20 protein-coding genes are annotated in these 23,042 nt (G+C 64.2%); 10 read left to right on the forward strand and 10 right to left on the reverse strand.

Annotation, left to right across the window (positions count from 1 at the left end):
- Positions 1-70: 70 nt before the first annotated feature.
- On the reverse strand, positions 71-877 hold the full coding sequence (locus tag ABF990_RS03725) for a DNA-methyltransferase (protein ID WP_415500778.1): 807 nt from the start codon (positions 875-877) through the stop codon (positions 71-73).
- Positions 878-957: 80 nt separating this feature from the next.
- A complete protein-coding gene (locus ABF990_RS03730) occupies positions 958-1,647 on the reverse strand; it encodes a Tim44/TimA family putative adaptor protein (RefSeq protein WP_415492187.1) in 690 nt (229 codons plus the stop codon).
- Between the two features lie 192 nt (positions 1,648-1,839).
- Between ABF990_RS03730 and ABF990_RS03735 the strand changes: the two genes are divergently transcribed.
- Positions 1,840-2,358: a histidine phosphatase family protein gene (locus ABF990_RS03735; protein WP_415492186.1), complete on the forward strand. Its 519-nt coding sequence runs from the start codon at positions 1,840-1,842 to the stop codon at positions 2,356-2,358.
- 197 nt (positions 2,359-2,555) lie between these two features.
- The gene (gene secB, locus ABF990_RS03740; RefSeq protein WP_415492185.1) at positions 2,556-3,053 is read left to right on the forward strand and encodes a protein-export chaperone SecB; all 498 of its coding nucleotides are present in this window, start codon (positions 2,556-2,558) and stop codon (positions 3,051-3,053) included.
- Positions 3,054-3,120: 67 nt separating this feature from the next.
- Here the strand turns inward: secB and ABF990_RS03745 are convergent, their stop codons facing one another.
- Both ABF990_RS03745 and hemC read right to left on the reverse strand, forming a co-directional pair.
- On the reverse strand, positions 3,121-3,912 hold the full coding sequence (locus ABF990_RS03745) for a uroporphyrinogen-III synthase (protein ID WP_415492184.1): 792 nt from the start codon (positions 3,910-3,912) through the stop codon (positions 3,121-3,123).
- A gap of 246 nt (positions 3,913-4,158) precedes the next feature.
- Positions 4,159-5,241: a hydroxymethylbilane synthase gene (hemC, locus tag ABF990_RS03750; RefSeq protein ID WP_415492183.1), complete on the reverse strand. Its 1,083-nt coding sequence runs from the start codon at positions 5,239-5,241 to the stop codon at positions 4,159-4,161.
- A 147-nt stretch (positions 5,242-5,388) separates the two neighbouring features.
- On the opposite strand from hemC, the gene tsaD reads away from it, so the two are divergent.
- Together tsaD and ABF990_RS03760 are read left to right on the forward strand one after the other, a co-directional pair.
- A complete protein-coding gene (gene tsaD / locus ABF990_RS03755) occupies positions 5,389-6,495 on the forward strand; it encodes a tRNA (adenosine(37)-N6)-threonylcarbamoyltransferase complex transferase subunit TsaD (protein ID WP_415500776.1) in 1,107 nt (368 codons plus the stop codon).
- Positions 6,492-7,313 carry a 23S rRNA (adenine(2030)-N(6))-methyltransferase RlmJ gene (locus tag ABF990_RS03760; RefSeq protein WP_415500774.1) on the forward strand — a complete coding sequence of 274 codons (822 nt, stop codon included), beginning with the start codon at positions 6,492-6,494 and terminating at the stop codon, positions 7,311-7,313. The genes tsaD and ABF990_RS03760 overlap by 4 nt, the downstream gene beginning before the upstream one ends.
- A 62-nt stretch (positions 7,314-7,375) precedes the next feature.
- On the opposite strand, the gene ABF990_RS03765 is transcribed toward ABF990_RS03760, so the two are convergent.
- From ABF990_RS03765 to ABF990_RS03775, 3 genes are read right to left on the reverse strand one after another with little or no spacing between them, the layout of a single operon-like run.
- Positions 7,376-8,110: a MarC family protein gene (locus ABF990_RS03765; protein WP_415506478.1), complete on the reverse strand. Its 735-nt coding sequence runs from the start codon at positions 8,108-8,110 to the stop codon at positions 7,376-7,378.
- 60 nt (positions 8,111-8,170) lie between these two features.
- On the reverse strand, positions 8,171-10,246 hold the full coding sequence (locus ABF990_RS03770) for a lysylphosphatidylglycerol synthase domain-containing protein (RefSeq protein WP_415500771.1): 2,076 nt from the start codon (positions 10,244-10,246) through the stop codon (positions 8,171-8,173).
- 19 nt (positions 10,247-10,265) lie between these two features.
- On the reverse strand, positions 10,266-11,891 hold the full coding sequence (locus ABF990_RS03775) for a lysine--tRNA ligase (protein WP_415500770.1): 1,626 nt from the start codon (positions 11,889-11,891) through the stop codon (positions 10,266-10,268).
- A 164-nt stretch (positions 11,892-12,055) separates the two neighbouring features.
- Between ABF990_RS03775 and ABF990_RS03780 the strand changes: the two genes are divergently transcribed.
- The gene (locus tag ABF990_RS03780; RefSeq protein ID WP_415492177.1) at positions 12,056-12,811 is read left to right on the forward strand and encodes a competence/damage-inducible protein A; all 756 of its coding nucleotides are present in this window, start codon (positions 12,056-12,058) and stop codon (positions 12,809-12,811) included.
- A gap of 238 nt (positions 12,812-13,049) precedes the next feature.
- Here the strand turns inward: ABF990_RS03780 and ABF990_RS03785 are convergent, their stop codons facing one another.
- From ABF990_RS03785 to ABF990_RS03795, 3 genes are all read right to left on the reverse strand, one after another.
- Positions 13,050-14,006: an acetyl-CoA carboxylase carboxyltransferase subunit alpha gene (locus ABF990_RS03785; protein WP_415492176.1), complete on the reverse strand. Its 957-nt coding sequence runs from the start codon at positions 14,004-14,006 to the stop codon at positions 13,050-13,052.
- A gap of 84 nt (positions 14,007-14,090) precedes the next feature.
- Complete coding sequence (locus ABF990_RS03790) at positions 14,091-14,993, reverse strand: site-specific tyrosine recombinase XerD (protein ID WP_415500780.1); 903 nt, start codon at positions 14,991-14,993, stop codon at positions 14,091-14,093.
- A 118-nt stretch (positions 14,994-15,111) separates the two neighbouring features.
- Positions 15,112-15,537: a hypothetical protein gene (locus ABF990_RS03795; protein ID WP_415500769.1), complete on the reverse strand. Its 426-nt coding sequence runs from the start codon at positions 15,535-15,537 to the stop codon at positions 15,112-15,114.
- A 65-nt stretch (positions 15,538-15,602) separates the two neighbouring features.
- Here ABF990_RS03795 and aroB point away from each other — a divergent pair, with 65 nt between their 5' ends.
- The 5 genes from aroB to ABF990_RS03820 all read left to right on the forward strand — a co-directional run bounded on the left by aroB (position 15,603) and on the right by ABF990_RS03820 (position 23,007).
- Positions 15,603-17,336: a 3-dehydroquinate synthase gene (gene aroB, locus ABF990_RS03800; RefSeq protein ID WP_415506479.1), complete on the forward strand. Its 1,734-nt coding sequence runs from the start codon at positions 15,603-15,605 to the stop codon at positions 17,334-17,336.
- Positions 17,337-17,683: 347 nt separating this feature from the next.
- Complete coding sequence (locus tag ABF990_RS03805; RefSeq protein ID WP_415492443.1) at positions 17,684-18,808, forward strand: OmpA family protein; 1,125 nt, start codon at positions 17,684-17,686, stop codon at positions 18,806-18,808.
- Positions 18,809-18,925: 117 nt separating this feature from the next.
- Positions 18,926-19,426 (forward strand): GtrA family protein, encoded by a 501-nt coding sequence (locus tag ABF990_RS03810; protein WP_415492440.1) that lies wholly within the window; start codon positions 18,926-18,928, stop codon positions 19,424-19,426.
- Between the two features lie 145 nt (positions 19,427-19,571).
- Positions 19,572-22,217 (forward strand): alanine--tRNA ligase, encoded by a 2,646-nt coding sequence (gene alaS, locus ABF990_RS03815; RefSeq protein ID WP_415500982.1) that lies wholly within the window; start codon positions 19,572-19,574, stop codon positions 22,215-22,217.
- Positions 22,218-22,317: 100 nt separating this feature from the next.
- Positions 22,318-23,007, forward strand: a complete 690-nt coding sequence (locus ABF990_RS03820) for a phosphatidylserine decarboxylase (RefSeq protein ID WP_415500981.1) — start codon at positions 22,318-22,320, stop codon at positions 23,005-23,007.
- Positions 23,008-23,042 lie beyond the last annotated feature (35 nt).

Below are 23,042 nucleotides of genomic sequence, written 5' to 3' on the forward strand. Positions count from 1 at the left end.
CATCAAAAAGTCAAAACGATTATTCTTGAAATAATTATGAACAAAATCGATCAAGATGCTCCCAGCGCCCTTACGGGTCGGGGGGGGCGGGGGCAACAGGCGGCGTGTCATCCTCCTTCAGGCGGGCGCGGGCAACCGCGACATACTGCCCGTCAAGCTCGATCCCGACCCCCCTGCAGCCCAGCCGCTGGGCGGCGAGCAGGGTCGTACCCGTGCCCATGAAAGGGTCGAGCACATCCGCCGCCGACCTTCCATGGAGCAGAATGCACCGTTCCGGCAATGCGACGGGAAAGGTGCCGGGGTGGTCGAATTTCCCGGCCCGGCCCCGCACCGTTTCATACGGGATAAACCAGGTGTCCCCCCGGCAGCGCCGGTCCTGGCTGTGGCCACGCCGGGCTATGTTGGATTTGTCCTTGTAGGGCACCCCTGCCGCCAGCCGGTCCAGCGCAACCGCGCCATCGAGCGTGAAATGGAACACGTGTTCATGCCCACGGTGCAGATAGCGCTGGCTGTTCATGGGCTTGAAATGGCCGAAGCTGTCTTCCCCCACCGAAATGGATTTGACCCAGGCAATATGGTTTTGCAGCACGAACAGCGCGCGCAGCCGCACGACAAGCTCAAAGGGCAGCCAGGGCTGTGCGGACGAGCCTGAAATATTGAGAAAAAAGGAGCCATCGGGGCGGAGTACGCGCCGCAACTGGGTTGCGACCTCCACCATCCAGTCCAGATAATCGTCCTCTCCCCTGCGGTCGGGGTAGGAACGGTAGGACAGGCCGATATTGTAAGGGGGAGACGTTACAACGACATCGACAGACTGCCCGGCCATGCGGCGGAGCACGCGCAGGCAATCCCCCTGCACGATCTGCTGTTCACCCACACGGTACCGTCTGGTCCTGGCAGCACGCGCCGGGACCGGCGTGCTGGAAGCCGCCCCGCTACCCTTCCTGTCGCCCGCACTCACGCACTGCGCGCCGCCGCAAGGCGCCAGCCCGTGCCGCTGACACCCAGAAGGCGTTCGAACGTCCACAGGTCTGAAAATTCTGTCACGGCGTCGGTGCCGGTCACGGGCTGGCCCTCACCATCGACCAGCAGGCTGATCTGGTCGGAGACAATCCGCACATCGATCGCGGCCATGCTGCCCACCCCGGTCGCGAGGGGAGCAAGCCGCACGTCCTCGATACCCAGGGACCGTATGGCTTTTATGTCGGTCCGCTGTTTTTCGCCCGCGGTCTCGCGCGCCGACATGGCGGTGTCGAACATGGCGTACACTGCTGGAATAAGATAGGTTTTCAGCGGTTCGCGGTTACCCTCGGCATAGGCTTTGACCACCTGCGGGAACACGATCTGCACGTTCATCAGAAAGGGCTGGGCGGCAAAAGCCGGGTCCAGCTTATGGATGTCCTGCAATGCCTGTCCCACCCGTGTTCCGGGGGATGGAATATCGAAAGCGGTGGGGCTGACCTCGGGCTGGCTGGCAATATTTTCCACCGCGCGGACCGCCGCATCCGGGCGGGGGGGCACGGGTACGGGCTGGGGCTGCATGCCCACCCGCTTGCCCAGCACGCCACGCAGGCGCAGCGCCAGAAACGCCGCCACCAGTGCCAGCAAAACCAGGTCGACCGGAAAATGGCCGAGAGAAAAATCCATCTGTCTTACGCCTACCCTCTCTGCGCGCGGGGTCATTCCAACCCGCGCTGCGGGAAACCGCTTTCCCTTTTTGTGTCCTTACCACATAGTCATGCGGCAAACCCGATACAATGGCGCGCATCCGTCACACGCCAAAGGCAATGTTCCGATCGTGTCACCATACGGTCATAATACCATGAACAGATCCTATCCATGATTATCCTGCGACATTGCGAAAGCGAATTCAACCGGCTCTATGCCCAGCAGGGCCGTGATCCGGGCACACCCGACCCCTCGCTGTCCCTTCAGGGGCAGGCCCATGCCACCCAGCTTGCACGGCAGATGCACGGGCTGGGCATTACGCGCATTCTGGTATCGCCCTATACGCGCACGCTCCAGACAGCTGCCCCCATTGCCGCCGCGCTTGGCATTACCCCCGAGATCACGCCCATCATCCGCGAACGGGGCATGTATTCGTGCGACAAGGGCACGCCCGCATCGGCTCTGGCGCAGGCCTGGCCTGCGCTGGACTTCAGCACCCTGCGCGAGGACTGGTGGTCCCCCCCGCCGGAACCCGACCGTATTCTGCATGAGCGGGCGCAGACCTTCAACCAGCGCATGACCCGTGAACGCGCGCATGAGCAGATTCTGGTCGTTTCGCACTGGTGGTTCCTGCTCGCACTGAGCGGACGCAGCATGGAAAACGGCGACTGGATGCACCACCGCCCCTGATCACGCCGGAACGGGCGGATGCCGGCCGCATAGCGCCCGATATCGCCCCTGCCCATGGGCCGCTCCGCCGTGACGCCAAATTCCCGCCTATTGTTCGCCAGATACGCGGCGACAGGCGGATGAGTTATTGGCGAAGCTCCCCGGGCATGCTACCGCGAAAGGGTTATGTAAAGCCGACAGCAGGAAAACCGTCATCCATGTCTGAAACTGTCCAGTCCACTCCGCCCGCACTGCCCCTGACCATCAATCTGCAGTATACGCGCGATCTTTCCTTCGAAGTGCCCGGAGGTGCGGAAATTTTTGCCACCCTGCGCAGCCAGCCGCAGATCGGCGTGAATATCGACGTCCAGGCCAACCGCCTGCAGGACGACCAGATGATTTACGAGGTCATCCTGAGCATCAAGACCGAAGCCAAGGAAGCGCCCGAAAACGAGGATGGTCCGGCTGGCCGCACGGTGTTCATCGCTGAGCTGGTTTATGCCGCGGTCGTGACACTGACCAACCCGCCGCAGGATCTGGTCGAACCGATCCTGCTGGTCGAAGTGCCCCGGCTTATCTTCCCCTATGCCCGCAACATCATCAGCGATGTCACGCGTGACGGCGGTTTCCCGCCCATCGTGCTTCAGCCGATCGACTTTGTGGCCCTGTGGCAGGCCCGCCGCGCCGACTTCCCGCAGGCTGCCGGCAACGCCTGAACCCGGGCTTTTACAGCCGCCTGAAAAAAGACCTCCGGCCATTGCGGTCCGGAGGTCTTTTTTTCGATCAGTCTGGCGCGGCCGATCGTTTTGAAACCTGTCGGGCAGGTGCCCGCGCCACCCGGCCCAATGCATCGAGCATTGCCGCCGCATCGGGATGTTTCGCTACGACCACGGGCCCGGCCCACCCCGACGCATGCAGAACAGTCGCAACACTGGCGGAGATCACCACCGCCCGGGCCGAACATGCAGCAAGCCTGACAGGCCCATCCGGCAGGGCCGCCAGCCAGTAACGGGCACTGAGCGCTGAAAAAAACAGAATGGCCGCAATCTCACCCTGCTCCAGCGCCTGCTTAGCCTGCGGGCCGATGGTGGCGGCAGGCCGTGCCTCGTAAGCGATACGCCGCAGCACACGAAAACCCGCCTGCCGCAACACTCTGGCAAGGTCGCGCCCCTGCCCCGCCCCCGACAGCAGCAGCAATGTGCCGTCGGCCGGTGCCCTGTGCCGTATCAGCAGCATTGCCAGTGCCGCCGCGTCACCATCCGCGCTGTATACCTGCGTAAAGCCTGCCTGCCTTGCCCGTTCGGCGGTTCTTGCCCCCACCGCAAAAAGCGGCACGTCCGCCGACAAGCTGGCAGCGGCACATGCCACGGCCTGCCCGCTTGTCAGCACAACAGCAGCAGGCGGGTAAGGCGTGGCGGCCAGCGGGCGGGGCTGCACGACCAGAGCGGGTGATGCATGGGGCCGCCAACCTGCGGCGGCAACGGCGGCAAGGGTTTCGCTCAGTCCTGGTTCGGGGCGGGTAACAAGTACGCCGGCTAAACCGTTCTGTTCGTCATCCTGTAATGGCGTGGCCACATCCTGTGGGAACCGTGCGCCGCCATGCCCCTCGGCACAGGATGCTGCCCCCTCCTGCGGGGCAGCCGCCGGTGTATCGGCGGCATGTCCCGCTGCATGCCCGCTGCACGGTTGGGGGCCGACTTTATCTTCATCGAGTGGGCGTAACCCCGGCCGGGGTTGTGACAGGTGCCCCGGCTGGCAACCCGGTTGGCGACCCGATCGACCACCCGAAAGGTGGCCTGTCTTGGGGGGCCGGGGCATGCGTCAGGCTGGCCCGGTGTCCTCGAAAATATCGGATGGGCTGTCCATGCGCAGGCTTCTGCCCAGTTCCCGCCCCAGACGCTGCGCATCTTCCGGCGGGCCGCTGATCGCACGCTTGAGCAGGAAAGACCCGTCCTCGCGCGCGACAAGTCCTGTCAGGTGCAGTTCGGGCGCATCGCCCGCGACTACGGGAATAAGCTGCGCGTAGCCGCCAATAGGCGTGCGGCAGGACCCGTCCAGTTCGGCCAGCAGGGCGCGCTCCGCCGTGGCAACGGCGCGGGCTTCGTAATCCTCGATGGCGGACAGCAGTTCGCGCAGTTCGATATCGTCCTCACGCACCGTCACACCCACGATCCCCTGCCCGGCGGCGGGCACCATAAGGGTGGGGGCCAGGACAACGCTGGCGCGCTCGGCCATGCCAAGACGCTTGAGCCCGGCCAGCGCCAGCAGGGTCGCGTCGCACTGGCGGGCTGCCAGCTTGTCGAGTCGGGTCTGCACGTTGCCGCGCAGCAGGCCGAATTGCAGGTCCGGGCGGACATGCAGCATCTGGGCCTGCCGCCGGACCGAGGCACAGCCGACAAGCGCCCCCTGCGGCAGGGAGGAATAGGGGTCGTCCGGGTCGGTCGGGGTCAGGCCGGGGCCAAGAATCAGCGCGTCACGCGCGTCTTCGCGCTTGAGGGTGCAGGCCAGCACCAGACCGGGCGGGAGGGTTGTTTCGAGATCCTTGAGGCTATGGACCGCGAAATCGATCCGGCCATCGGCCAGCGCTTCATGAATTTCCTTGGCGAACAGGCCTTTGCCGCCAATTTCCGCCAGACGCCGGTTCTGCACCTGGTCGCCGGTGGTGTTGATCTGGTGTTCCTGGAACGCGCCCATGTCACGCAGGACCGGGCAGAACCGGGTCAGCGTGGTCAGGAACGCGCGCGTCTGCACCAGGGCCAGAGGGGAACCACGCGTACCCACCCGTAACGGCAGGGAATGGCGACCGGAATGCCCCCCCACTTTTTTCTGGCGGGCAACGGCTTCGGCCGCGATTTCCTGCAAGGCGGAAGACACGGGCATGGCAGAGGGGTGGGCTTGCTCCATAAGATGTGTCTATTTACCGGGAAGCACGAAAGGACAAGACGCGATCATGCCCGGCTGGTCTGACAAACTTACACGACCGGAAAGACATTCCGACCTTCTCCCTCTGTTTCGTGGGCAGTACGTTACTCCCTTTTGCCCGGTGCGTCCATGAACCTCTCTGACATCCCCCCCATGCCACCCGGTCCCGTTCTTGCCATCGAATCCTCCTGCGACGAGACAGCCTGCGCCATTCTTGCCCCCGATGGCACCTGCCTGGGCCAGCATGTGGTGTCGCAGGACGGGCATGCCCATTTTGGCGGGGTCGTGCCCGAAATTGCCGCGCGCGCGCATCTTGCCCTCCTGCCCGGTGTGGTAAGCGCCACCCTGCACGACGCCGGGTTGCGCCCCGCCGACATCGCCCTTGTCGCGGCCAGCACCGGGCCGGGGCTGATCGGCGGGCTGATCGTGGGCAGCGGCTTTGCCAAGGGGCTTGCCATGGCCCTTGGCGTGCCTTTTGTCGCGGTCAACCATGTTGAAGCCCACGCCCTGACGGCCCGCCTGCCGGGGCTGGTGGAAGGGGGCGCACCCTTTCCCTACCTGCTGCTGCTGGTCTCGGGCGGGCATTGCCAGTGCCTGGCGGTGGAAGGCGTCGGGCAGTATCGCAAGATTGGCGGCACGATCGATGACGCAGCGGGGGAGGCCTTCGACAAGGTGGCCAAAATGCTGGGTCTTGGCTGGCCCGGCGGCCCCGCGCTGGAAAAACTGGCGCGCGAGGGCGACCCCACCGCCATACCCCTGCCCCGCCCGCTATGGCGCAGGCCAGGGTGCGATTTTTCGTTCTCCGGGCTCAAGACCGCCATTGCCCAGAAACTGGCCCCCTACGGGCAGGACGCCCTGCCGCGCCAGTTCGCAGCCGACCTTGCCGCGTCCTTCCAGCAGGCCGTGGCCGACGTCGTGGCCGACAGGATCGAACACGCGCTGGACATGATGCCGCAGGCCGGGCTGCTGGTCGCCGCAGGCGGGGTGGCCGCCAATACGGTGCTGCGCGCCCGGCTGGAAGACTGCGCCGCCCGGCGCGGCGTGCGTTTTACCGCGCCCCCCTTGCGGCTTTGCACGGACAACGCCGTCATGGTCGCCTGGGCCGCCCTTGAAACCTGGCATGAAACCGCAAGGCGCCACATGCCCCCGCCCGATGACAGCGCCATGCGCCCCCGCCCCCGCTGGCCGCTTGAAGACATGGCCACACGATTTGAGGCAGTTGCGTCCATCCCATGAACTACCGACATATCTACCATGCCGGCAATTTTGCCGACTGCATGAAACACGCCCTGCTGGTCAGCCTGCTGCACAGTTTTTTACGCAAGCCGTCCGCGTTCATGGTGCTGGACACCCACGCGGGAATCGGGCGCTACGATCTGCAAAGCGAGGAGGCCGAAAAAACCGGCGAATGGCGTGAGGGAATCGGCCTGCTGGCGGAAGAAGCCCCTTCAAGCCCGTTGGCGCCCTGGCTCGCTCTGGTGCGGCAGGCTGGCGGACCACGGTTCTACCCCGGCTCACCCCTGCTCGCGGCCTGCATGCTGCGTGCGCAGGACCAGTTGATCTGCTGCGAAAAACACCCCGACGACAAGCGGGCCCTGTACCGCCTGTTTGCCCAGACCCCCAATGTTTCCGTACATGAACGTGACGCCTACGAGGCCCTGCGCGCCCTGCTACCGCCCAAAACCGCCCGGCGCGGCCTGATCCTGCTGGACCCGCCGTTTGAAGAGCCGGGAGAATTCAGCCGCCTTGCCGACGCGCTTGCCACCATTCGGGCGCGGTTCGCGAACGCGGTGGTGGCTCTGTGGTACCCCATCAAGCACAGAACACCCGTGCGCGCTTTTCAGACCGCCATGGCGGGAACGGGACAGCGTAATATTCTGGTCACGGAACTGCTCATGCGCCCCCCGCATGACCCGGATCGGCTGAACGGGTCGGGGCTTATGGTGATCAACCCGCCCTATGGCTTTGCCGAGAACGCACAGGCCATACTCGCGCGCCTGAAAACGGTGCTGGGCGCGCATGACTACGAAACCAGCATGCTGGTGCCCGAATAACGGGCAGCGCAATCATGGAAATCTGACGGCACAAACCACCCGGCAGCTCAGGCCGCGGCTGTTTAGCCCCGTGTCGCCGCAACCTTGGACAAATGCGCCCAGGTATCGGTTACAAAACCCTGTACGCCCCCCGCCATGATCTGTACGCCAATGCACAGCAGCACCAGCGCGGCCAGACGGCTGACAATGCGTGTGCCGGTAATACCCAGCATGGACACCAGTTTTTCCGAACTGGAATAGGCAGCCCACACAATCAGCACCACGGCAATGGCCGCAACGCTGACACCCAGCCCGTAGGCCCAGAACGGCTCATCCGCCGGGCAGCCCGACCCCAGGGCAATAGCCACGGCTATGGTGCCGGGCCCCACGGTAAACGGCATGGCCAGCGGAAAAAACGCGGCGTCGGCCCAGTTCGAGGCCATGACCGTGCGCCCGCCCTGCAGGGCCTGCTTTTCCTTTTGCGCTTCCACACTTTCGGGGCTGTGCAGCAGCGCCCAGGCCCGCACCGCCACGACAAGACCGCCCGCAACCCGCAGGGCGTTGACCGTAATGCCGAAAAACGCCAGCACGATGCTGCCCAGCCAGACCGAGGCCATGACCAGCACAAAGGAATAGAACGACACCAGCCGGGCAAGGGCCAGAATTTCACGCGGGGACCGGCCTGCCGTAGCCTGCGCGAAAATCAGCGATGCCCCCAGCGGGTTGACGATGGAAAACAGCGCGGGAAAGGCAAGCAGGAAAGATGACGACGCCGAACGGAACGAAAAAGCGTTCAGGGAAAAATCTACAACATGCATTGTCATGGACCTGCCACGAACCTCGTTCCTGAAAACCGGCTGCCTGCATCCGCCGCCATATCAGGGGGCGGAGGGCGGCAGGCCTGCTGGCCCCGGCTGCTGCTCATAAAGTTTTGCAAGCCGGGAGGCCAGCGCAATATCGCTTGAGGGATAGCAGAAATTCTGCCCGCTTCCATCCTGTAGCGGCCATGCATTCAGGCCGATATCATCGTAAATGCGCAAAAACGTCTCGCCCACACGCCAGAAACCGACCTTGAGCCCTTCCTGCAAGGCCAGATCGCGCAGGCGCCATATGGCGGAGATGCTGTCATCCTCCCCGCCGGCAGGGTCTCCCAGCCCGACCAGAAACCCGTCACGCACGAAAAAGGGAATCATCGCCTCGCCCGCCTCACCCAGCACAAACCCTTCGGGGTTCAGGGCCGGCACATCGGGCAGCGCATGGGCCAGGGCACGGTACTGTTCATACGCCTGATCCGTCCAGATCCGGACGGCTATGCGGCCGGGCCACATCAGCCGCACCACCACAACCAGCGCCAGCAGCACGGACAGCGCAACGGTCCAGCGCGCGGCGCCGTGCTGCTGGGCAGCCAGCACCAGTTGCCACCAGCTTCCACCCACGCCGCTGCGTGTCGCCAGGGTAATGACACAGCCAAACAGCAGAAGCAGGCTGAGCAGGGTCGAAGCCGCCAGAGGTTCGCTCAGCAGACGCGCATGGCGGTAGTAGCAGGTGCGGAACGGGGCGATAAACAGCATGGAAAGCCCGAGCATGATGGGCACCAGCACAGTATTGCCGCGCAGAAAGGTCAGCACCGTCGCCACAAGCAGCAGCCACAGCGCCCCCCGCCATGCCAGCGTTACCCGCTGCGAAAGACCGATTGCCATCCCGATCAATGCCACCCCCATAAGCGAGAGCAGGTAATTGCCGCTGACCTGTGCAAACCACGCAAGGCTGTCGGGCAGAATGGCGAACTTGGGCACAGGGTCCATCAGCACAAGGCAGATCAGCAGCAACCCGCAAAGCGAGACCGCGCCGGTAGCCACCGCGACCGAAAACGCCGCCTCGCTCTCGCGCACCACCTGACTTGGCCGACGCTTGAGCGCAGGTGCGGGCCCGGACAGGCCAGCCGCTTTCTTTTTTGCCAGAGCCGCGTCACCACGCAGGAACAGTTCGTGCCCCGCGAACATCAGCCCCGCCATGAACAGCGGCACGATGTAGTAAAGCAGGCGGAAAACCAGCACCACGCCCAGAATGGCGGAGGCGTGCATGTATGGCCCCAGCGCCAGCAGCATGGCCCCGTCGAACACACCCAGCCCACCGGGCACGCTGGCCACCAGGCCCGCCGTGTAGGAAGCAATGTAAATCGCCAGGAACGAGCCGAAATCCACCCCGGTGTTCGGGGGCAGCAGCACAAAGGCGATACTGGCCGTAGCCGCGACCTCGGCCGTGGCCACAACCGTCTGCATGACCGCCATGGCGGGCGATGGCAGCGCCACCACCCAACTGCGCCAGCGCACCTCACGCACCCGGAACGCCACCCCGATATAGGCCCCCACCGCCAGCCACAGCAGACCGCCGATAACCGCCAGCACGGGGGCGGGCACATGCGCGCCGATACCGGGCAGCACCGCGGGTTCCCAGATCAGTACGCCACCGATCAGCACCGCCGCCCCCAGCAGGTAGGTGGCCGAACAGAAAGCAATGATCTGGGTTATGGCAAAGGAGTCGACCCCCCAGTTCCGGTACAGGCGGTAACGCACCGCAGCGCCGGAAATGGCCGAAAAACCCAGATTATGGGACAGGACATAAGAGCAGAAAGCTGCAAAAGCCGCCCTGCGGAACGGTACATGACGGTAGCCGACCTGAATGACGGCCAGCCGGTCGTAGAAGGAGAGCACGAAGTAGGACAGCAGCGTGCAGCCCACCGCCAGCATGATCCGGGGTGCCGGGATGGACGCCGTGGCCTGGCGGATATCGGACAGGCGCAGGTGGCGCACCTCGTGCTGCACCACGCCGATTGCCGCTACCATCAGTATCAGCCCCAGCACATGCGGCAGATGCTTGCGCCATTTTTTCCACCCCGTTTCCCCGCCATGCAGGTCGGGTGCGGGCTCGGGCGGGGTCTGAGGCTGTGCCATGATGGCGAACCTCCCGCCCTCAGTCCTGCCTGTCGCGCAGCAGGGCGCCATCGATCAGTGCCACGGTCTCAGCCACGCCATACAGGGCCACGAATCCGCCAAAGCGCGGTCCTTCCTTCTGGCCCAGCAGCACCTCGTACAGGCAGCCAAACCAGCTTCGCAGCGGTTCGAACCCATGGCGCTTGCCCACCTCGAACACAAGGTTCTGCAGGACCGTGGCATCGGGCACATCACCCTCGTAGCCGCGCAGGCATTCCGCAAGATCGGCCAGAGCCGTGCGTTCCATATCCGTGGGCGAACGGAAGGTTTTGGCTGGCCGCACAAAATCCGCGTAATACGCCACCGCGTACCGGACCAGACAGGCCAGCGTGGGGTGTGTCTCGGGCGAGACCGCGGCGTCATACCGGCGAATGAAACCCCAAAGGACCTCGGGTGTTTCGGCATTGGCAACGCTGGCCAGGTTCAGCAGCATGCCGAACGGCACCGGGCTGCCCGCCTCCGGCCCCACCTGGCCTTTGAGAATGAACCAGGCCGGGTTGGCGCGCAGGTCGGCCCCCGTGGGGTCCTGCGCCTGCTGGGCGCAGGCTTTCTCGACATGGGTCAGGTAGTCGTCAGCCGTTTTGGGAATAACGTCAAAATACAGCCGCTTGGCCCGCTGCGGCTGGTTGAACATGAACTGGCCCAGACTTTCGGGCGGGGCGTAGCGCAGCCATTCCTCAACCGAAAGCCCATTGCCCTTGGACTTGGAAATTTTCTGGCCCTTGTCGTCCAGAAACAGCTCGTAGGTCAGCCCCGCCGGGGCGACGCCACCCAGAATCCGGCAGATCCGCCCGGACAGCCGCACGCTGTCGATCAGGTCCTTGCCCGACATTTCATAATCCACGCCCAGGGCGTACCAGCGCATGGCCCAGTCAGCTTTCCATTGCATCTTGGCATGGCCGCCGGTGACGGGTGTTTTAAACACCTCGCCCGTTGCGGGGTCGGTCCAGCGCACGGTGCCGGCCGCCGCGTCGATCGCGTCCATCTTCACCTGCATGACCTCACCCGTGCGCGGGTGCAGCGGCAGGACGGGCGAATAGGTCGCCCTGCGGTCCGGCCCCAAAGTAGGAAGAATGACGCCCAGAATCTCGTCATGGACTTCCAGCACGCGTTTCAGTGCCGCGTCGAACCGGCCCGAGGTGTAATAATCCGTGGAGGATGCAAATTCGTACTGAAACCCGAAACTGTCCAGAAAGGCGCGCAGGCGGGCGTTGTTATGCGCGGCAAACGACTCGTGCGTGCCAAAAGGGTCTGGCACGCGCGAAAGCGGCTGGCCGATAAATTTTTCCAGCATGTCGCGCTGGGGCACGTTGTCGGGCACCTTGCGCAGGGCGTCCATGTCGTCGGAAAAAGCCAGCAGGCGCGAAGGGCGACCCGTCAGCGCCGTATAGGCCTGCCGCACCCAGGAGGTACGCGCCACCTCGCCAAATGTGCCGATATGGGGCAGACCGGAGGGGCCATAGCCGGTTTCCAGCAATGCGGGGCGTGGGTCGCCGCCTGCACCTGCCGTGTCGCGCTGCGCGACATGGTCGGCCAGTTTACGCGCTTCCTCGAAAGGCCAGGCGCGCGGAAGATCGAACACGGGAGCTGTTTGGCTTTCAGACATTGCGGGAAGCTATGAACTGCTCTGCGCCGGGTCAATCCAAAAACGCGATCACGGGCGGATGGCTGTCATTTTTTACCACCATTGACCGCGCCCGCCCGCCGTTTCATCTTCTGGCCAGAACGATGCCGCCCATCTCAGCATCCAGGAAAGGATTGTCCCCGATCATGCGCCGCACCTCCGCCCTCATCCTGATAGGCAACGAAATCCTGTCCGGTCGCACGCGCGATGAAAACATCCAGTTCCTGGCCAAGAACCTGGGTGAACTGGGTATTCCCCTGCGTGAAGTCAGGGTTATTCCCGATGTCCGGGAAACCATCATCCGCACCGTGACCGAAATCCGCGCCGCATACGACGAGGTGTTCACGACCGGGGGGATCGGCCCCACGCACGACGACATCACCGCCCCCTGCGTGGCGGAAGCCTTTGGCGTACCGTGGGAAATTCACCCCCCCACTTTCGCGCTGCTGGAAGAGTATTTTCGCAAGACCGAGTTCAATACCGCGCGCCAGCGCATGGCCAAGCTGCCCCGGGGGGCGACCCCCATCGCCAATCCGGTGTCCCTCGCGCCGGGGTTCACAATCGGCAATGTTCACGTGCTGGCTGGCGTTCCGCGCATCATGCGCGCCATGTTCGGGGAGCTGGCCCCGACCCTGCGCCCCGGTGAGCCGGTGTTTTCCCTGACATGGCATGTCACATCCCTGTATGAAGGCGCCCTGGCCGAAGGGCTGGAAGCCATCCAGACCCGCTACCCCGATCTGGATATAGGCTCTTACCCGTTCCACCGTGGGGACGGACGTTACGGTGTGGCGCTGGTGGCCAAGGGACAGGACAGGGAGGCCGTGACCAGAGCCGCGACCGAAATTCATACCCTGATCGAAGAAAAAGGCGGCACCCCCGTGCAGGGCGAACCTCCGCTCTGACATGATGCGGGCTGGCGCAGGCACGCCCTTTCATCGGGTTGGCGGAATGGCGTCCGCCACCCGCACATCCCCCTGCTCTGCCTGACAGAGCGCGCCAACAGCACCCGGGCGACAGACGTCCCGGCAGGGTTTACAAACGGGACAAAAAACAATGCCCGCCCGGCAAAAACCGGGCGGGCATCGGATAAAACGCCGCATTTCAGGCGGACCAGCCCCGAAGGCTGGCGTAAAGCCCCGCTCAGTGCAGGACTTCGCGCCCCATGGCGAGAAATTTCTCGCGCCGCAGTTCCTTGAGCCGCTGGGGTGCAAGCGGCACCAGTTCCTTGAGCGCCCCCGCCACAGTCCTGCCAACAGCGGCCATGGCGGCCTGCGGGTCGCGCTGCGCGCCCCCGATGGGTTCTGGAATGATCTGGTCGATCAGCCCCAGACGCTGGAGGTCCTGCGCCGTCAGACGCAGGGTTTCCGCTGCCGTGCTGGCCTGCTTGGGGTCACGCCACAGGATGGAGGCACAGGCCTCGGGCGAGATCACGGAATAGATCGCGTGTTCGAGCATGAACACCCGGTCCCCCGCACCCAGCGCCACGGCACCGCCCGAACCGCCTTCACCGATCACGGTGGCCACCAGCGGTACGGGAGCGTCGAAACACGCACCGATGGAGCGGGCAATGGCCTCGGCCTGGCCCCGCTGCTCGGCATCGATTCCCGGCCATGCGCCCGCGGTGTCGATAAAGGTCAGAATCGGCAGGCCGAACCGCCCTGCCAGCGCCATCAGGCGCTGGGCCTTGCGGTAGCCTTCCGGCCGGGCCATGCCAAAGTTATGGCGTAGCCTGGTCTCCAGGTCCGACCCGCGCTCGGTGCCGATCACCACGACAGGCATGCCGTCAAACCGGCCCATGCCGCCAATAATGGCCTTGTCGTCACCGAACAGCCTGTCCCCCGCCAGAGGCGTGAAGTCGCTCACCAGCGCATCGATATAGTCCTGCGTGTGCGGACGCTGCGCATGGCGGGCCACCTGCACCTTCTGCCACGGCGTAAGCTTGGCATAGATGGTGCGCAGGTGCTTTTCCGCCTTGTCGGAAAGGCGGGCTGTTTCTTCTTCGATATTGACCCCTTCGGGGTCGGTCATCTGCCTGAGTTCGTCGATCTTGTTCTCAAGTTCGGCGACAGGCTTCTCAAAATCCAGGAACTGACGCATGCAATGCCGATTAGCACAACGCGGTTGAAAACCAAGTCACTTCATGCATCCAAACATGTCGTTCATGCGCTTTTTTAGCAAAATCTAATCGACGGGGCTGTTTTTTGCGCCCTTTCCGGACCGCGCCAGGGGGTGGTGCGCCGCCACGGCCTGTTTCAGCCGGTCGGTCTGGACATGGGTGTAGATCTGGGTCGTGGCGATATCCGCATGGCCCAGAAGCATCTGCAATGCCCGCAGATCGGCCCCGTGGTTGAGCATATGCGTGGCAAAGGAATGCCGCAGCACATGCGGCGACAGACGCATGGGGTCCAGCCCGGCACGCAACGCCACGTCATGCAGAATCCGGTCGAAGGCCTGGCGGGTCATGGGCTGGGTGGGCACGCGACCGGGGAACAGATACGCGCTGGCCAATGGCGCATCCACCGCAAGCAGGGCTTTGGCCGCGTCCCGCGCGCTGTCTGAAAGCGGGACCAGTCTTTCGCGCCCGCCCTTGCCGCGCACCGTCATCATGCGGTTATCCCCCGCCAGCGCCTGACGCGGCAGGTTCAGCAGTTCGGAGATTCGCAGGCCAGAGGCATACAGCAGTTCAAGGGCCGCGCGCGCCACCAGCCCACGCCGCTGTTTGGCGGCCGATGCACCGGGCGCGCAGGCGCAGGCATCCAGCAGGGCCAGCACCTCCGATTCGGACAGGAACCGTGGCAGGGTGGTCTCGGGCCGGGGGCTGTCGAGATTGGCCGCCGGATTATCCTGGCGCAGACCTTCGCGCAGCATGAACAGATAAAACTGCCGGATACACGACAGCCGCCGGGCCACGGTGCGGCGCGACTGCCCCGCCCCCGCCAGATCGGCCAGCCACGCCCGCAGCCCCTCAGCCGTGGCGCTGGCCAGGGTCTGCCCATGCGCTGCCAGGCTTTGCGCGCAGGACTCCATGTCCCGCCCGTAGGCGGCAAGCGTGTTGGGGGCTGCTGCCCGCTCGGCCGCCAGCATTTCAAGAAACAGATCGACACCGGCATGCACGCCGCCCACAGCGGGAAGCGCCACCGTTATGGACCGCGCCGCAGCGCAGCAGGTGCGGGCACCCGGCTACGGGCGCGGCCGATCCCCGTCACGGATGCGCGGGGGCGGGCGGCGCCAGAGAGGACTGCGCAGGAGCCGACTGCCCGGCCTGGGCCGGAACAGCAACAGCCGGAACCGCCGGGGACTGAGCCGACCGTGACAGACCCGGCTGGGACCGGGTTGCCGGAGACTGGACCGCAGGGGATTGAGCTTGCTGCGTCTGGACCGGCTGGGTCAGCGTCGGCTGGGCCGGGGCAGCAGGCACCACAGGGGCCGTGACGGGAGCCATGACCGGTGCCGCGGGCACCACCGGCACCACGACGGCGGCCTGGACATCGGCCGGGTTTGCGGGCAGCGCCACAGTACGGTGCACGGCCTGCGGCACCGGGGGCCGCCCTGTCAGCCCCAGCGCCGCGAAACCGCCAAGAAGGCCAACGAGCACAACGGTAAAAACGATCAGAACCGCGCGGTTCATAAAGGCAGGCTCCCCTGATAACAGATATAGGTGTCTTCCTCCTGCTCTATGTTAAGCTGCGTTTCATGTCATCACGTATCTCTCTCCCCCTCCCCGAAACCGGGGACCCACCCCCCGTCCCGCTCGATCTGGAGCGCATCGTCCGCGACCATGCCCATACCGTTCTGCCGTCGGGCCGCAGCATTGTGCTGGTTGGCCTGATGGGCGCGGGCAAGACCACCATCGGCCGCCATCTGGCCACCCGGCTGGGCCTGCCTTTTGTGGATGCGGACATTGAAATCGAACGCGCGGCAGGCTGTTCCATTGCCGATGTCTTCCGACTGTATGGCGAGGCCGCGTTCCGCGACGGAGAACGGCGTGTGATCCGCCGGCTGCTCGAAGGTCCGCCCATGGTGCTGGCCACCGGCGGCGGCGCGTTCATGAACGCCAGCACGCGCGCCCTCGTGCGTGACAGGGCCATTTCGGTCTGGCTGCGCTGCCCGCTGCCGGTGCTGCTGCGCCGGGTAGCCGGGCGCACGCACCGCCCCCTGCTGAACACTGCCTCCCCGCGGGACGTGCTGGACCAGTTGATGACCATCCGCCACCCCGTCTACGCCGAGGCCGACATTACCGTTGATTGCGGAGATAACAACGTGGACCACACCACCACCCGCGTGATGGAGGCCCTGGCCCTGTCACGCCGCCCCCTGCGGCTGCCCGTGGCGCTGGCGCGCAACACCTACGATGTCGTGATCGGCACCGACCTCATCAGCCGGGCAGGCGCCCTGCTGGCTCCGGTCCTGCCACGCAAGGACGTGATCATCATCACCGACGAGGCCGTGGGCGCGCTTTATCTGGACAAGCTGAAAACCGCCTTGGGCGAAACAGGCATTACCACACGCAGCCTGACCATAGCGCCGGGAGAGCACAGCAAGAGCCTGGAGACATACCAGCGCCTGACCGATGCGATTCTCGAACACGGGGTAGAGCGCCGGACCTCCATTATCGCGCTGGGCGGCGGGGTGGTGGGCGACCTTGCCGGATTTGTCGCGGCCACCACGCTGCGCGGGCTGCCTTTTGTGCAGATTCCCACAACGCTGCTGTCACAGGTCGACTCGTCTGTGGGCGGCAAGACCGGCATCAACTCACGCTGGGGCAAGAATCTGATCGGGGCGTTCCACCAGCCGCTCTGCGTGCTGGCCGATGTATCGGCCCTGGCCACCCTGCCCCGCCGGGAACTGATGGCAGGTTATGCCGAAATCGTGAAATCCGGCCTGATCGGTGACGAATCCCTGTTTGCATGGTGCGAAAAGAACGGTGCGGCCGTTCTCGCCCGGGACCCCGAATGCCTGGCTGAAGCCGTAAGGCAGGCCTGCGCCTTCAAGGCCCGCGTGGTGGCCGCCGACGAGCGCGAGGAACAGAAGACCGACGGACGCGCCCTGCTGAACCTGGGCCATACCTTCGGCCACGCGCTGGAAGCGGAACTGGGCTATGACGGCCGCCTGCTGCATGGGGAGGCTGTCTCCATCGGGCTGACCCTGGCCTTTGCGCTGTCCGTCAGGCTGGGGCTGTGCCCGCAGGGCGATCTGGACCGCGTGACCACGCACCTGGAATCGCTGGGCATGCCTGCACATATTCGTGATCTACCATACAGTTTTCGCATAACGGACCTGATGGCCCACATGCAGCGCGACAAGAAAATGCAGGACGGAAAACTGTCTTTCGTTCTGGCGCGTGGAATCGCCAGCGCCTTCACCACCCGCGACGTGCCGGCCGATCTGGTGCGCGAGGTTCTTCTGGCGGACGGGGCCACACCCTGAATTGCGGCGGAAAACCGCCATTGCGCAGGGTGGCCGTTGTAAAAGTGTCACCCTGCCTCAATTCCGCCTCAATGCCGCAGGAGAGAGACTTCAACAGTTGCGTTTGCAATATGTTAGGCTGTTTCAGTTAGACCCGTAGCAAGCTGTATGCAGTAAGAACATATTCGAGCTTCGGAATGAACTGTTGCAGATTAACCACGCTTATGACTTGTTATGCGGCATAGCGTGAAACTTCGGGTTCCTATCAAGGAACTGATCGTTTTATAACGGCTTTAAGCATCTTGCTGGATTTGCCGGCCAAATGGTTGGTGGCAGGTCAAACAGATGAAAATATTGAGGACGAAAAAATGCGTCTCCGCACGGCGTTACTTGCAACGACTTTGATGGCAGCGGCTCCGGCGGCCGCATTCGCCACCACGATTACAGGCCCGTATGTCAACGTGGCCGGTGGTTACAACCTTGTTCAGAACCAGCACGTTCACCTCGCTGGCAATCCTCCGGGCGGCGGCTCCTCTCAGTTCCGTCACAACACTGGTTTCACCGGGTTTGGTGCGTTCGGCTGGGGCTTCGGCAACGGTCTGCGCGCTGAAATCGAAGGGGTTTATAACTACTCCAACATCGATCACCGCCCCGGCACCAACATTCCCGGCCATACGCGCAGCTCCGACCAGTCCTACGGCGGTTTCGTGAATGTGCTGTATGACATCGACCTGAAGCAGTTCGGGATCGATGCACCTGTCACGCCGTTCATCGGTGTTGGCGCCGGTTACCTGTGGCAGCACTACAACCCCGTCCAGACCAACTTCCAGGGCGGCGGCGCAACCCATATCGGCGGCACGAACGGTGGCTTCGCCTACCAGGGTATCGTCGGTGCGGCTTACGACACGGGCATCCCGGGCTTCCAGATCACCACGGAATACCGCATGATCGGCCAGCCCGGCACGTTCATGGACGGCGCCTATCACTATTCCGCAGTGTCCGCGTCCGGTGCGCGTTCCAGCGGCAACGTGAACTTCGACCATCGCTTCAACCACCAGTTCATCCTGGGCCTGCGCTACGCGTTCGACACGGCTCCCCCGCCGCCGCCGCCGGCTCCGGTTGTTGCGGCTCCGGCTCCCCTGCCGGCCCGTTCCTACCTGGTGTTCTTCGATTGGGACAAGTCTGACCTGACCGCTCGCGCCCGTCAGATCGTGGCTGAAGCCGCTCAGGCTTCCACCCACGTCCAGACGACCCGAATCGAAGTCAACGGTTATACCGACAACTCCGCGGCCCATCCCGGTCCGCGCGGTCAGAAGTACAACCTGGACCTGTCCGTCCGTCGCGCCAACAGCGTGAAGGCTGAACTGATCCGTGACGGTGTTCCGGCGTCCGCCATCGACATCCACGGCTACGGCGAAGCCCACCCGCTGGTGCCGACCGGCCCGAACACCCGTGAGCCCCAGAACCGTCGCGTGGAAATCATCCTCCACTAATCGGTCCTGTCTCCGGTTTGTTACAGAGAAAAGAGGTGCGTTCGCGCACCTCTTTTTTTATGGAAAACGCTTCATCCCCATGTGGCTTTCCCCCGCCCCCTGCGTTTCCGATGGATCATGACCCCAGTTTCGCACCCGTTCACCGACAGACAGAAACTCCTGCGGCTGTTTAAATTCGGGGTCGTCGGCACCCTTGGTTTTGTCTGGGATACCGGATCGGTTTATGCGCTGCGCCCGTTACTTGGGCTGACCCTGGCAACACTGGCAGCCTATTTCATTGCCGCGACGGCAAACTGGCTGCTGAACCGCCTGTGGACCTTCAGGGGTGTGCAGTCCAGCCACTCCATCGTTGTTCAGTGGCTGCGTTTTCTTGCCGCCAACAGCGTCGGGTTCGTGCTCAATCGCGGGACTGTCTACACGCTGTTCATTCTTTTTCCGTTCTGCCGGCACTATCCGGTCGTAGCCCTTGCCGCAGGCTCCATCGCTGGCCTGCTCAGCAATTTTCACATCAGCCAGAAAGTGGTTTTCCGGGAGAGGCCACAAGCCGCCACCCCCGAACAGGATTTGGCAAACAGCCGGATGACGCCCGCCGACCCCGCGCATCGTAGAGCGCCGTAATGCTGCCCTCTTTCGGAGAAGCGCTGGCTGCGCTACATTTCCGCCCGGATCAGAACGCGATCGCCCATTCCAACGGCCGTGAGAGCGGATTTCCGTCTTTCCATCACGTGCCCAAACCCCGTTGCAGGACTTTCCGCCCCACGCCATGCTGACAACAAATGAAATCCGCACCGCTTTTCTGGAGTATTTTGCCAGCAACGGGCACCAGATCGTTCCGTCGTCGTCCCTCGTTCCACGAAACGACCCGACCCTGCTGTTCACCAATGCTGGCATGGTGCAGTTCAAGAACGTCTTTACCGGGCAGGAAAGCCGCCCCTATTCCCGCGCCACCACGGCGCAGAAGGTCGTTCGGGCAGGCGGCAAGCACAACGATCTGGACAATGTAGGGTATACCGCCCGGCACCATACGTTCTTTGAAATGATGGGCAATTTCTCCTTCGGCGATTATTTCAAGGCCGAAGCGATCGAACTGGCCTGGACCCTGGTCACCAAAAATTTCGGGCTGCCGGCCGAAAAACTGCTCGTGACCGTTTTCGCCGATGACGAGGAAGCCGCGGGCCTGTGGCGTTCCATTGCCGGGCTGGACGACAGCCGTATCATCCGTATTGCGACATCGGACAATTTCTGGCGCATGGGCGATACCGGCCCCTGTGGCCCCTGCTCGGAAATTTTCTACGACCATGGGCCGGACGTACCGGGCGGCCCACCCGGCTCCCCCGATGAAGACGGCGACCGGTTTGTCGAAATCTGGAACCTCGTGTTCATGCAGTATTTCGAAGACCCGCCGGGTGTGCGTTCCCCCCTGCCCCGCCCGTCCATCGACACCGGCATGGGGCTGGAACGCTTTGCCGCGATCATGCAGGGCAAGCGCGACAACTACGATACCGATACGTTTGTGGCACTTACGCAGGCTTCTGCCGATGTCACGCATCAGGCGGTGGACGGCGCGTTCAAGTCCAGCCACCGCGTGGTGGCCGATCACCTGCGGTCCAGCGCATTCCTGATTGCCGATGGCGTTCTACCCGCCAAGGACGGGCGCGGCTACGTGCTGCGCCGCATCATGCGCCGCGCCATGCGCCACCTGCACATGATGGGCACGAAAGACCCCGTATTCTACCGCCTGCTACCTGCCCTTGTGCAGCAGATGGGCGGCGCCTACCCCGAACTGGTGCATGGCGAAGCCCTGATCCGCGAAACCATGCGCGGGGAGGAAGAGCGCTTCAAGGCCATGCTGGAGCGCGGTCTGCACCTGCTGGACGACGAAAAAGCCCGCCTGGTGCCCGGCGCGTCCCTGCCTGGCGATGTCGCCTTCCGCCTGTACGACACGTTCGGCTTCCCGCTAGACCTGACGCAGGACGCCCTGCGCGGCAGCGGCCACGAGGTGGACGTTCAGGGCTTTGAAGACGCCATGAGCGTGCAGCGCCAGCGTGCCCGCGCGGCATGGGCCGGTTCGGGCGATGCCGCGGTCGAGACCGTATGGTTCGAAGCGCGTGACAGGTTCGGCGCGTCCGAATTCCTGGGCTATTCCACCGAACAGGCCGACGGCGAGGTTCTGGCCGTGATCGCGGGCAACGCATTCCTGACCGAAGCCCCCGTGGGCTCGCAGGTGGCGGTGCTGCTCAATCAGACGCCTTTTTACGGTGAAAGCGGTGGCCAGGCCGGTGATACCGGTTTTCTGAGTGCCGCCGGGCTGAAAGTGGCCGTAACCGACACCCAGAAAAAAGCGGGCGACCTGATCGTGCATATCGGCACGGTGGTGGAAGGCACGCTGCGCCCTGGCGTTGCCGTGACAGCCACCATCGACCACGACCGGCGCTCGGCCATTCGCGCACACCATTCGGCCACCCACCTGCTGCACGAAGCCCTGCGCCGCCGCCTGGGCCAGCATGTGGCCCAGAAAGGCAGCCTGAACACGCCGGACCGCCTGCGGTTCGACGTCAGCCAGCCCCGCCCGATCGACGCCGCCGAACTGGCCGACATCGAAGCCGAGGTGAACCACCGCATCCGTGAGAACGCGCAGGTTGTCACCCGTTCCATGACCCCGGACGAAGCTGTAACCGAAGGGGCGACAGCCCTGTTCGGCGAAAAATACGGCGATGAAGTCCGCGTGGTGTCCATGGGGCCGGGCGATGACACGCGCAGCGCCTGGTCCATGGAACTGTGCGGTGGCACGCATGTCAGCCGCACGGGTGATATCGGGCAGTTCCGCATTGTTTCCGAAAGCGGGGTTTCGGCCGGGGTGCGCCGGATCGAGGCCGTGGCCGGCAAGGCGGCGGAAACCCTGACCGCCACCAACGAACAGCGTCTGGCCCAGATGGCCGCCATGATGAAGGTGGGCACGGCCGAAGCGCCGGAACGGCTTGCCAGCCTGCTGGACGAACGCCGCGCCATGGAACGCCAGATCGCCAACCTGCAACGCCAGTTGGCCACCGGCACCGTAGCCGCCGCCGGGGTGGAGGAAATTGGCGCCATACGGCTTGCAACCCGCAATGTGGGCGAAACTCCGCCGCGTGAACTGAAAGGTCTGGCCGAGACCATTCTCAAGCAGGGCAATGCGGATGTGGTGGTGCTGATCTCAACCGCCGAAGGCAAGGGCAGCGTTGTCGCGGCCGTAGCCCCGGCACTTGCCGGCAAAGCCGATGCCGTAGCCCTGGTCCGCGCAGCCAGCGTGGCCATGGGCGGCAAGGGTGGTGGTGGCCGACCGGACATGGCCCAGGCGGGCGGGCCGGACGGCCAGGCCGCCGACGCCGCTTTTGCCGCCGTGCGCGACACGCTGAAGGACCTGGCCTGACCGACAGGCAAGGCTGCGGGGAACCCTGCCGTTCCCCGCAGCCTTTTGTGCTTCATTCAGGCTTTTTTGCCATTCAGGGCCTTCGGGCAAGGATTGAACCATGTCTCTGCTACAGTCTCTCAAACTTGTCGTCGCGCGCCCGCACCCGGAAGCCCGGCCTTTTCTGCTGGCATCCGCCGCATCCGCCGTTGTCACGTACTGGGCGGGGCGCAAGCTGCGCTGCCCCATGCTGCGCAGGGCCGGCCATGCCAGCATGGGCTTTTTCGGATTCTGCCTGTATTTCTTCCGCGACCCGGAACGGGTTACCCCCGCGCGGGCCGATATTGCCGTAGCCCCGGCCGACGGACATATCGTCTCGGTTGAAAAAATAGCACCGCCCAAGGAACTGAACATGGGCACAACGCCTGTGTGGCGTATTGCCACGTTCCTTTCCGTGCTGGACGTACATGTCAACCGCATGCCCGCCGCGGGCACGGTCACGGCCATTGCCTACCACCCTGGCCTGTTCCTGAACGCCAGTCTGGACAAGGCGTCCGAGCAGAACGAACGCAATGCGCTCAGCCTGACCCTACCCGATGGCCGCATGATGGCCGTTGTCCAGATCGCCGGTCTGGTTGCACGTCGTATCGTGTGTTCCGTGACCGAAGGCATGAAGGTGGAAACGGGTGAACGCTTCGGCCTGATCCGCTTCGGGTCGCGCACCGACCTGTATCTGCCCCCGGGGGTTGAACCGCTGGTAAGCGTCGGGCAGACCATGGTCGGCGGCGAAACCGTTATGGCACGGCTGTAAAAACCGCCGTGTCCCTTCCCACCCCGGCCTTGCCG

Source organism: Acetobacter sp. (assembly GCF_047723915.1).
Classification (GTDB): Bacteria; Pseudomonadota; Alphaproteobacteria; order Acetobacterales; family Acetobacteraceae; genus Acetobacter.

Coding starts and splice junctions, on each gene's coding strand:
- ABF990_RS03820 (WP_415500981.1), top strand. CDS start 22,318: ATGTCTCTGCTACAGTCTCTCAAACTTGTCGTCGCGCGCCCGCACCCG.
- ABF990_RS03770 (WP_415500771.1), bottom strand. CDS start 10,246: ATGGCACAGCCTCAGACCCCGCCCGAGCCCGCACCCGACCTGCATGGC.
- ABF990_RS03780 (WP_415492177.1), top strand. CDS start 12,056: ATGCGCCGCACCTCCGCCCTCATCCTGATAGGCAACGAAATCCTGTCC.
- ABF990_RS03735 (WP_415492186.1), top strand. CDS start 1,840: ATGATTATCCTGCGACATTGCGAAAGCGAATTCAACCGGCTCTATGCC.
- ABF990_RS03765 (WP_415506478.1), bottom strand. CDS start 8,110: ATGCATGTTGTAGATTTTTCCCTGAACGCTTTTTCGTTCCGTTCGGCG.
- ABF990_RS03785 (WP_415492176.1), bottom strand. CDS start 14,006: ATGCGTCAGTTCCTGGATTTTGAGAAGCCTGTCGCCGAACTTGAGAAC.
- alaS (WP_415500982.1), top strand. CDS start 19,572: ATGCTGACAACAAATGAAATCCGCACCGCTTTTCTGGAGTATTTTGCC.
- hemC (WP_415492183.1), bottom strand. CDS start 5,241: ATGGAGCAAGCCCACCCCTCTGCCATGCCCGTGTCTTCCGCCTTGCAG.
- ABF990_RS03795 (WP_415500769.1), bottom strand. CDS start 15,537: ATGAACCGCGCGGTTCTGATCGTTTTTACCGTTGTGCTCGTTGGCCTT.
- tsaD (WP_415500776.1), top strand. CDS start 5,389: ATGAACCTCTCTGACATCCCCCCCATGCCACCCGGTCCCGTTCTTGCC.
- secB (WP_415492185.1), top strand. CDS start 2,556: ATGTCTGAAACTGTCCAGTCCACTCCGCCCGCACTGCCCCTGACCATC.
- ABF990_RS03760 (WP_415500774.1), top strand. CDS start 6,492: ATGAACTACCGACATATCTACCATGCCGGCAATTTTGCCGACTGCATG.
- ABF990_RS03730 (WP_415492187.1), bottom strand. CDS start 1,647: ATGGATTTTTCTCTCGGCCATTTTCCGGTCGACCTGGTTTTGCTGGCA.
- ABF990_RS03810 (WP_415492440.1), top strand. CDS start 18,926: ATGACCCCAGTTTCGCACCCGTTCACCGACAGACAGAAACTCCTGCGG.
- ABF990_RS03790 (WP_415500780.1), bottom strand. CDS start 14,993: ATGCTGGCGGCCGAGCGGGCAGCAGCCCCCAACACGCTTGCCGCCTAC.
- aroB (WP_415506479.1), top strand. CDS start 15,603: ATGTCATCACGTATCTCTCTCCCCCTCCCCGAAACCGGGGACCCACCC.
- ABF990_RS03805 (WP_415492443.1), top strand. CDS start 17,684: ATGCGTCTCCGCACGGCGTTACTTGCAACGACTTTGATGGCAGCGGCT.
- ABF990_RS03775 (WP_415500770.1), bottom strand. CDS start 11,891: ATGTCTGAAAGCCAAACAGCTCCCGTGTTCGATCTTCCGCGCGCCTGG.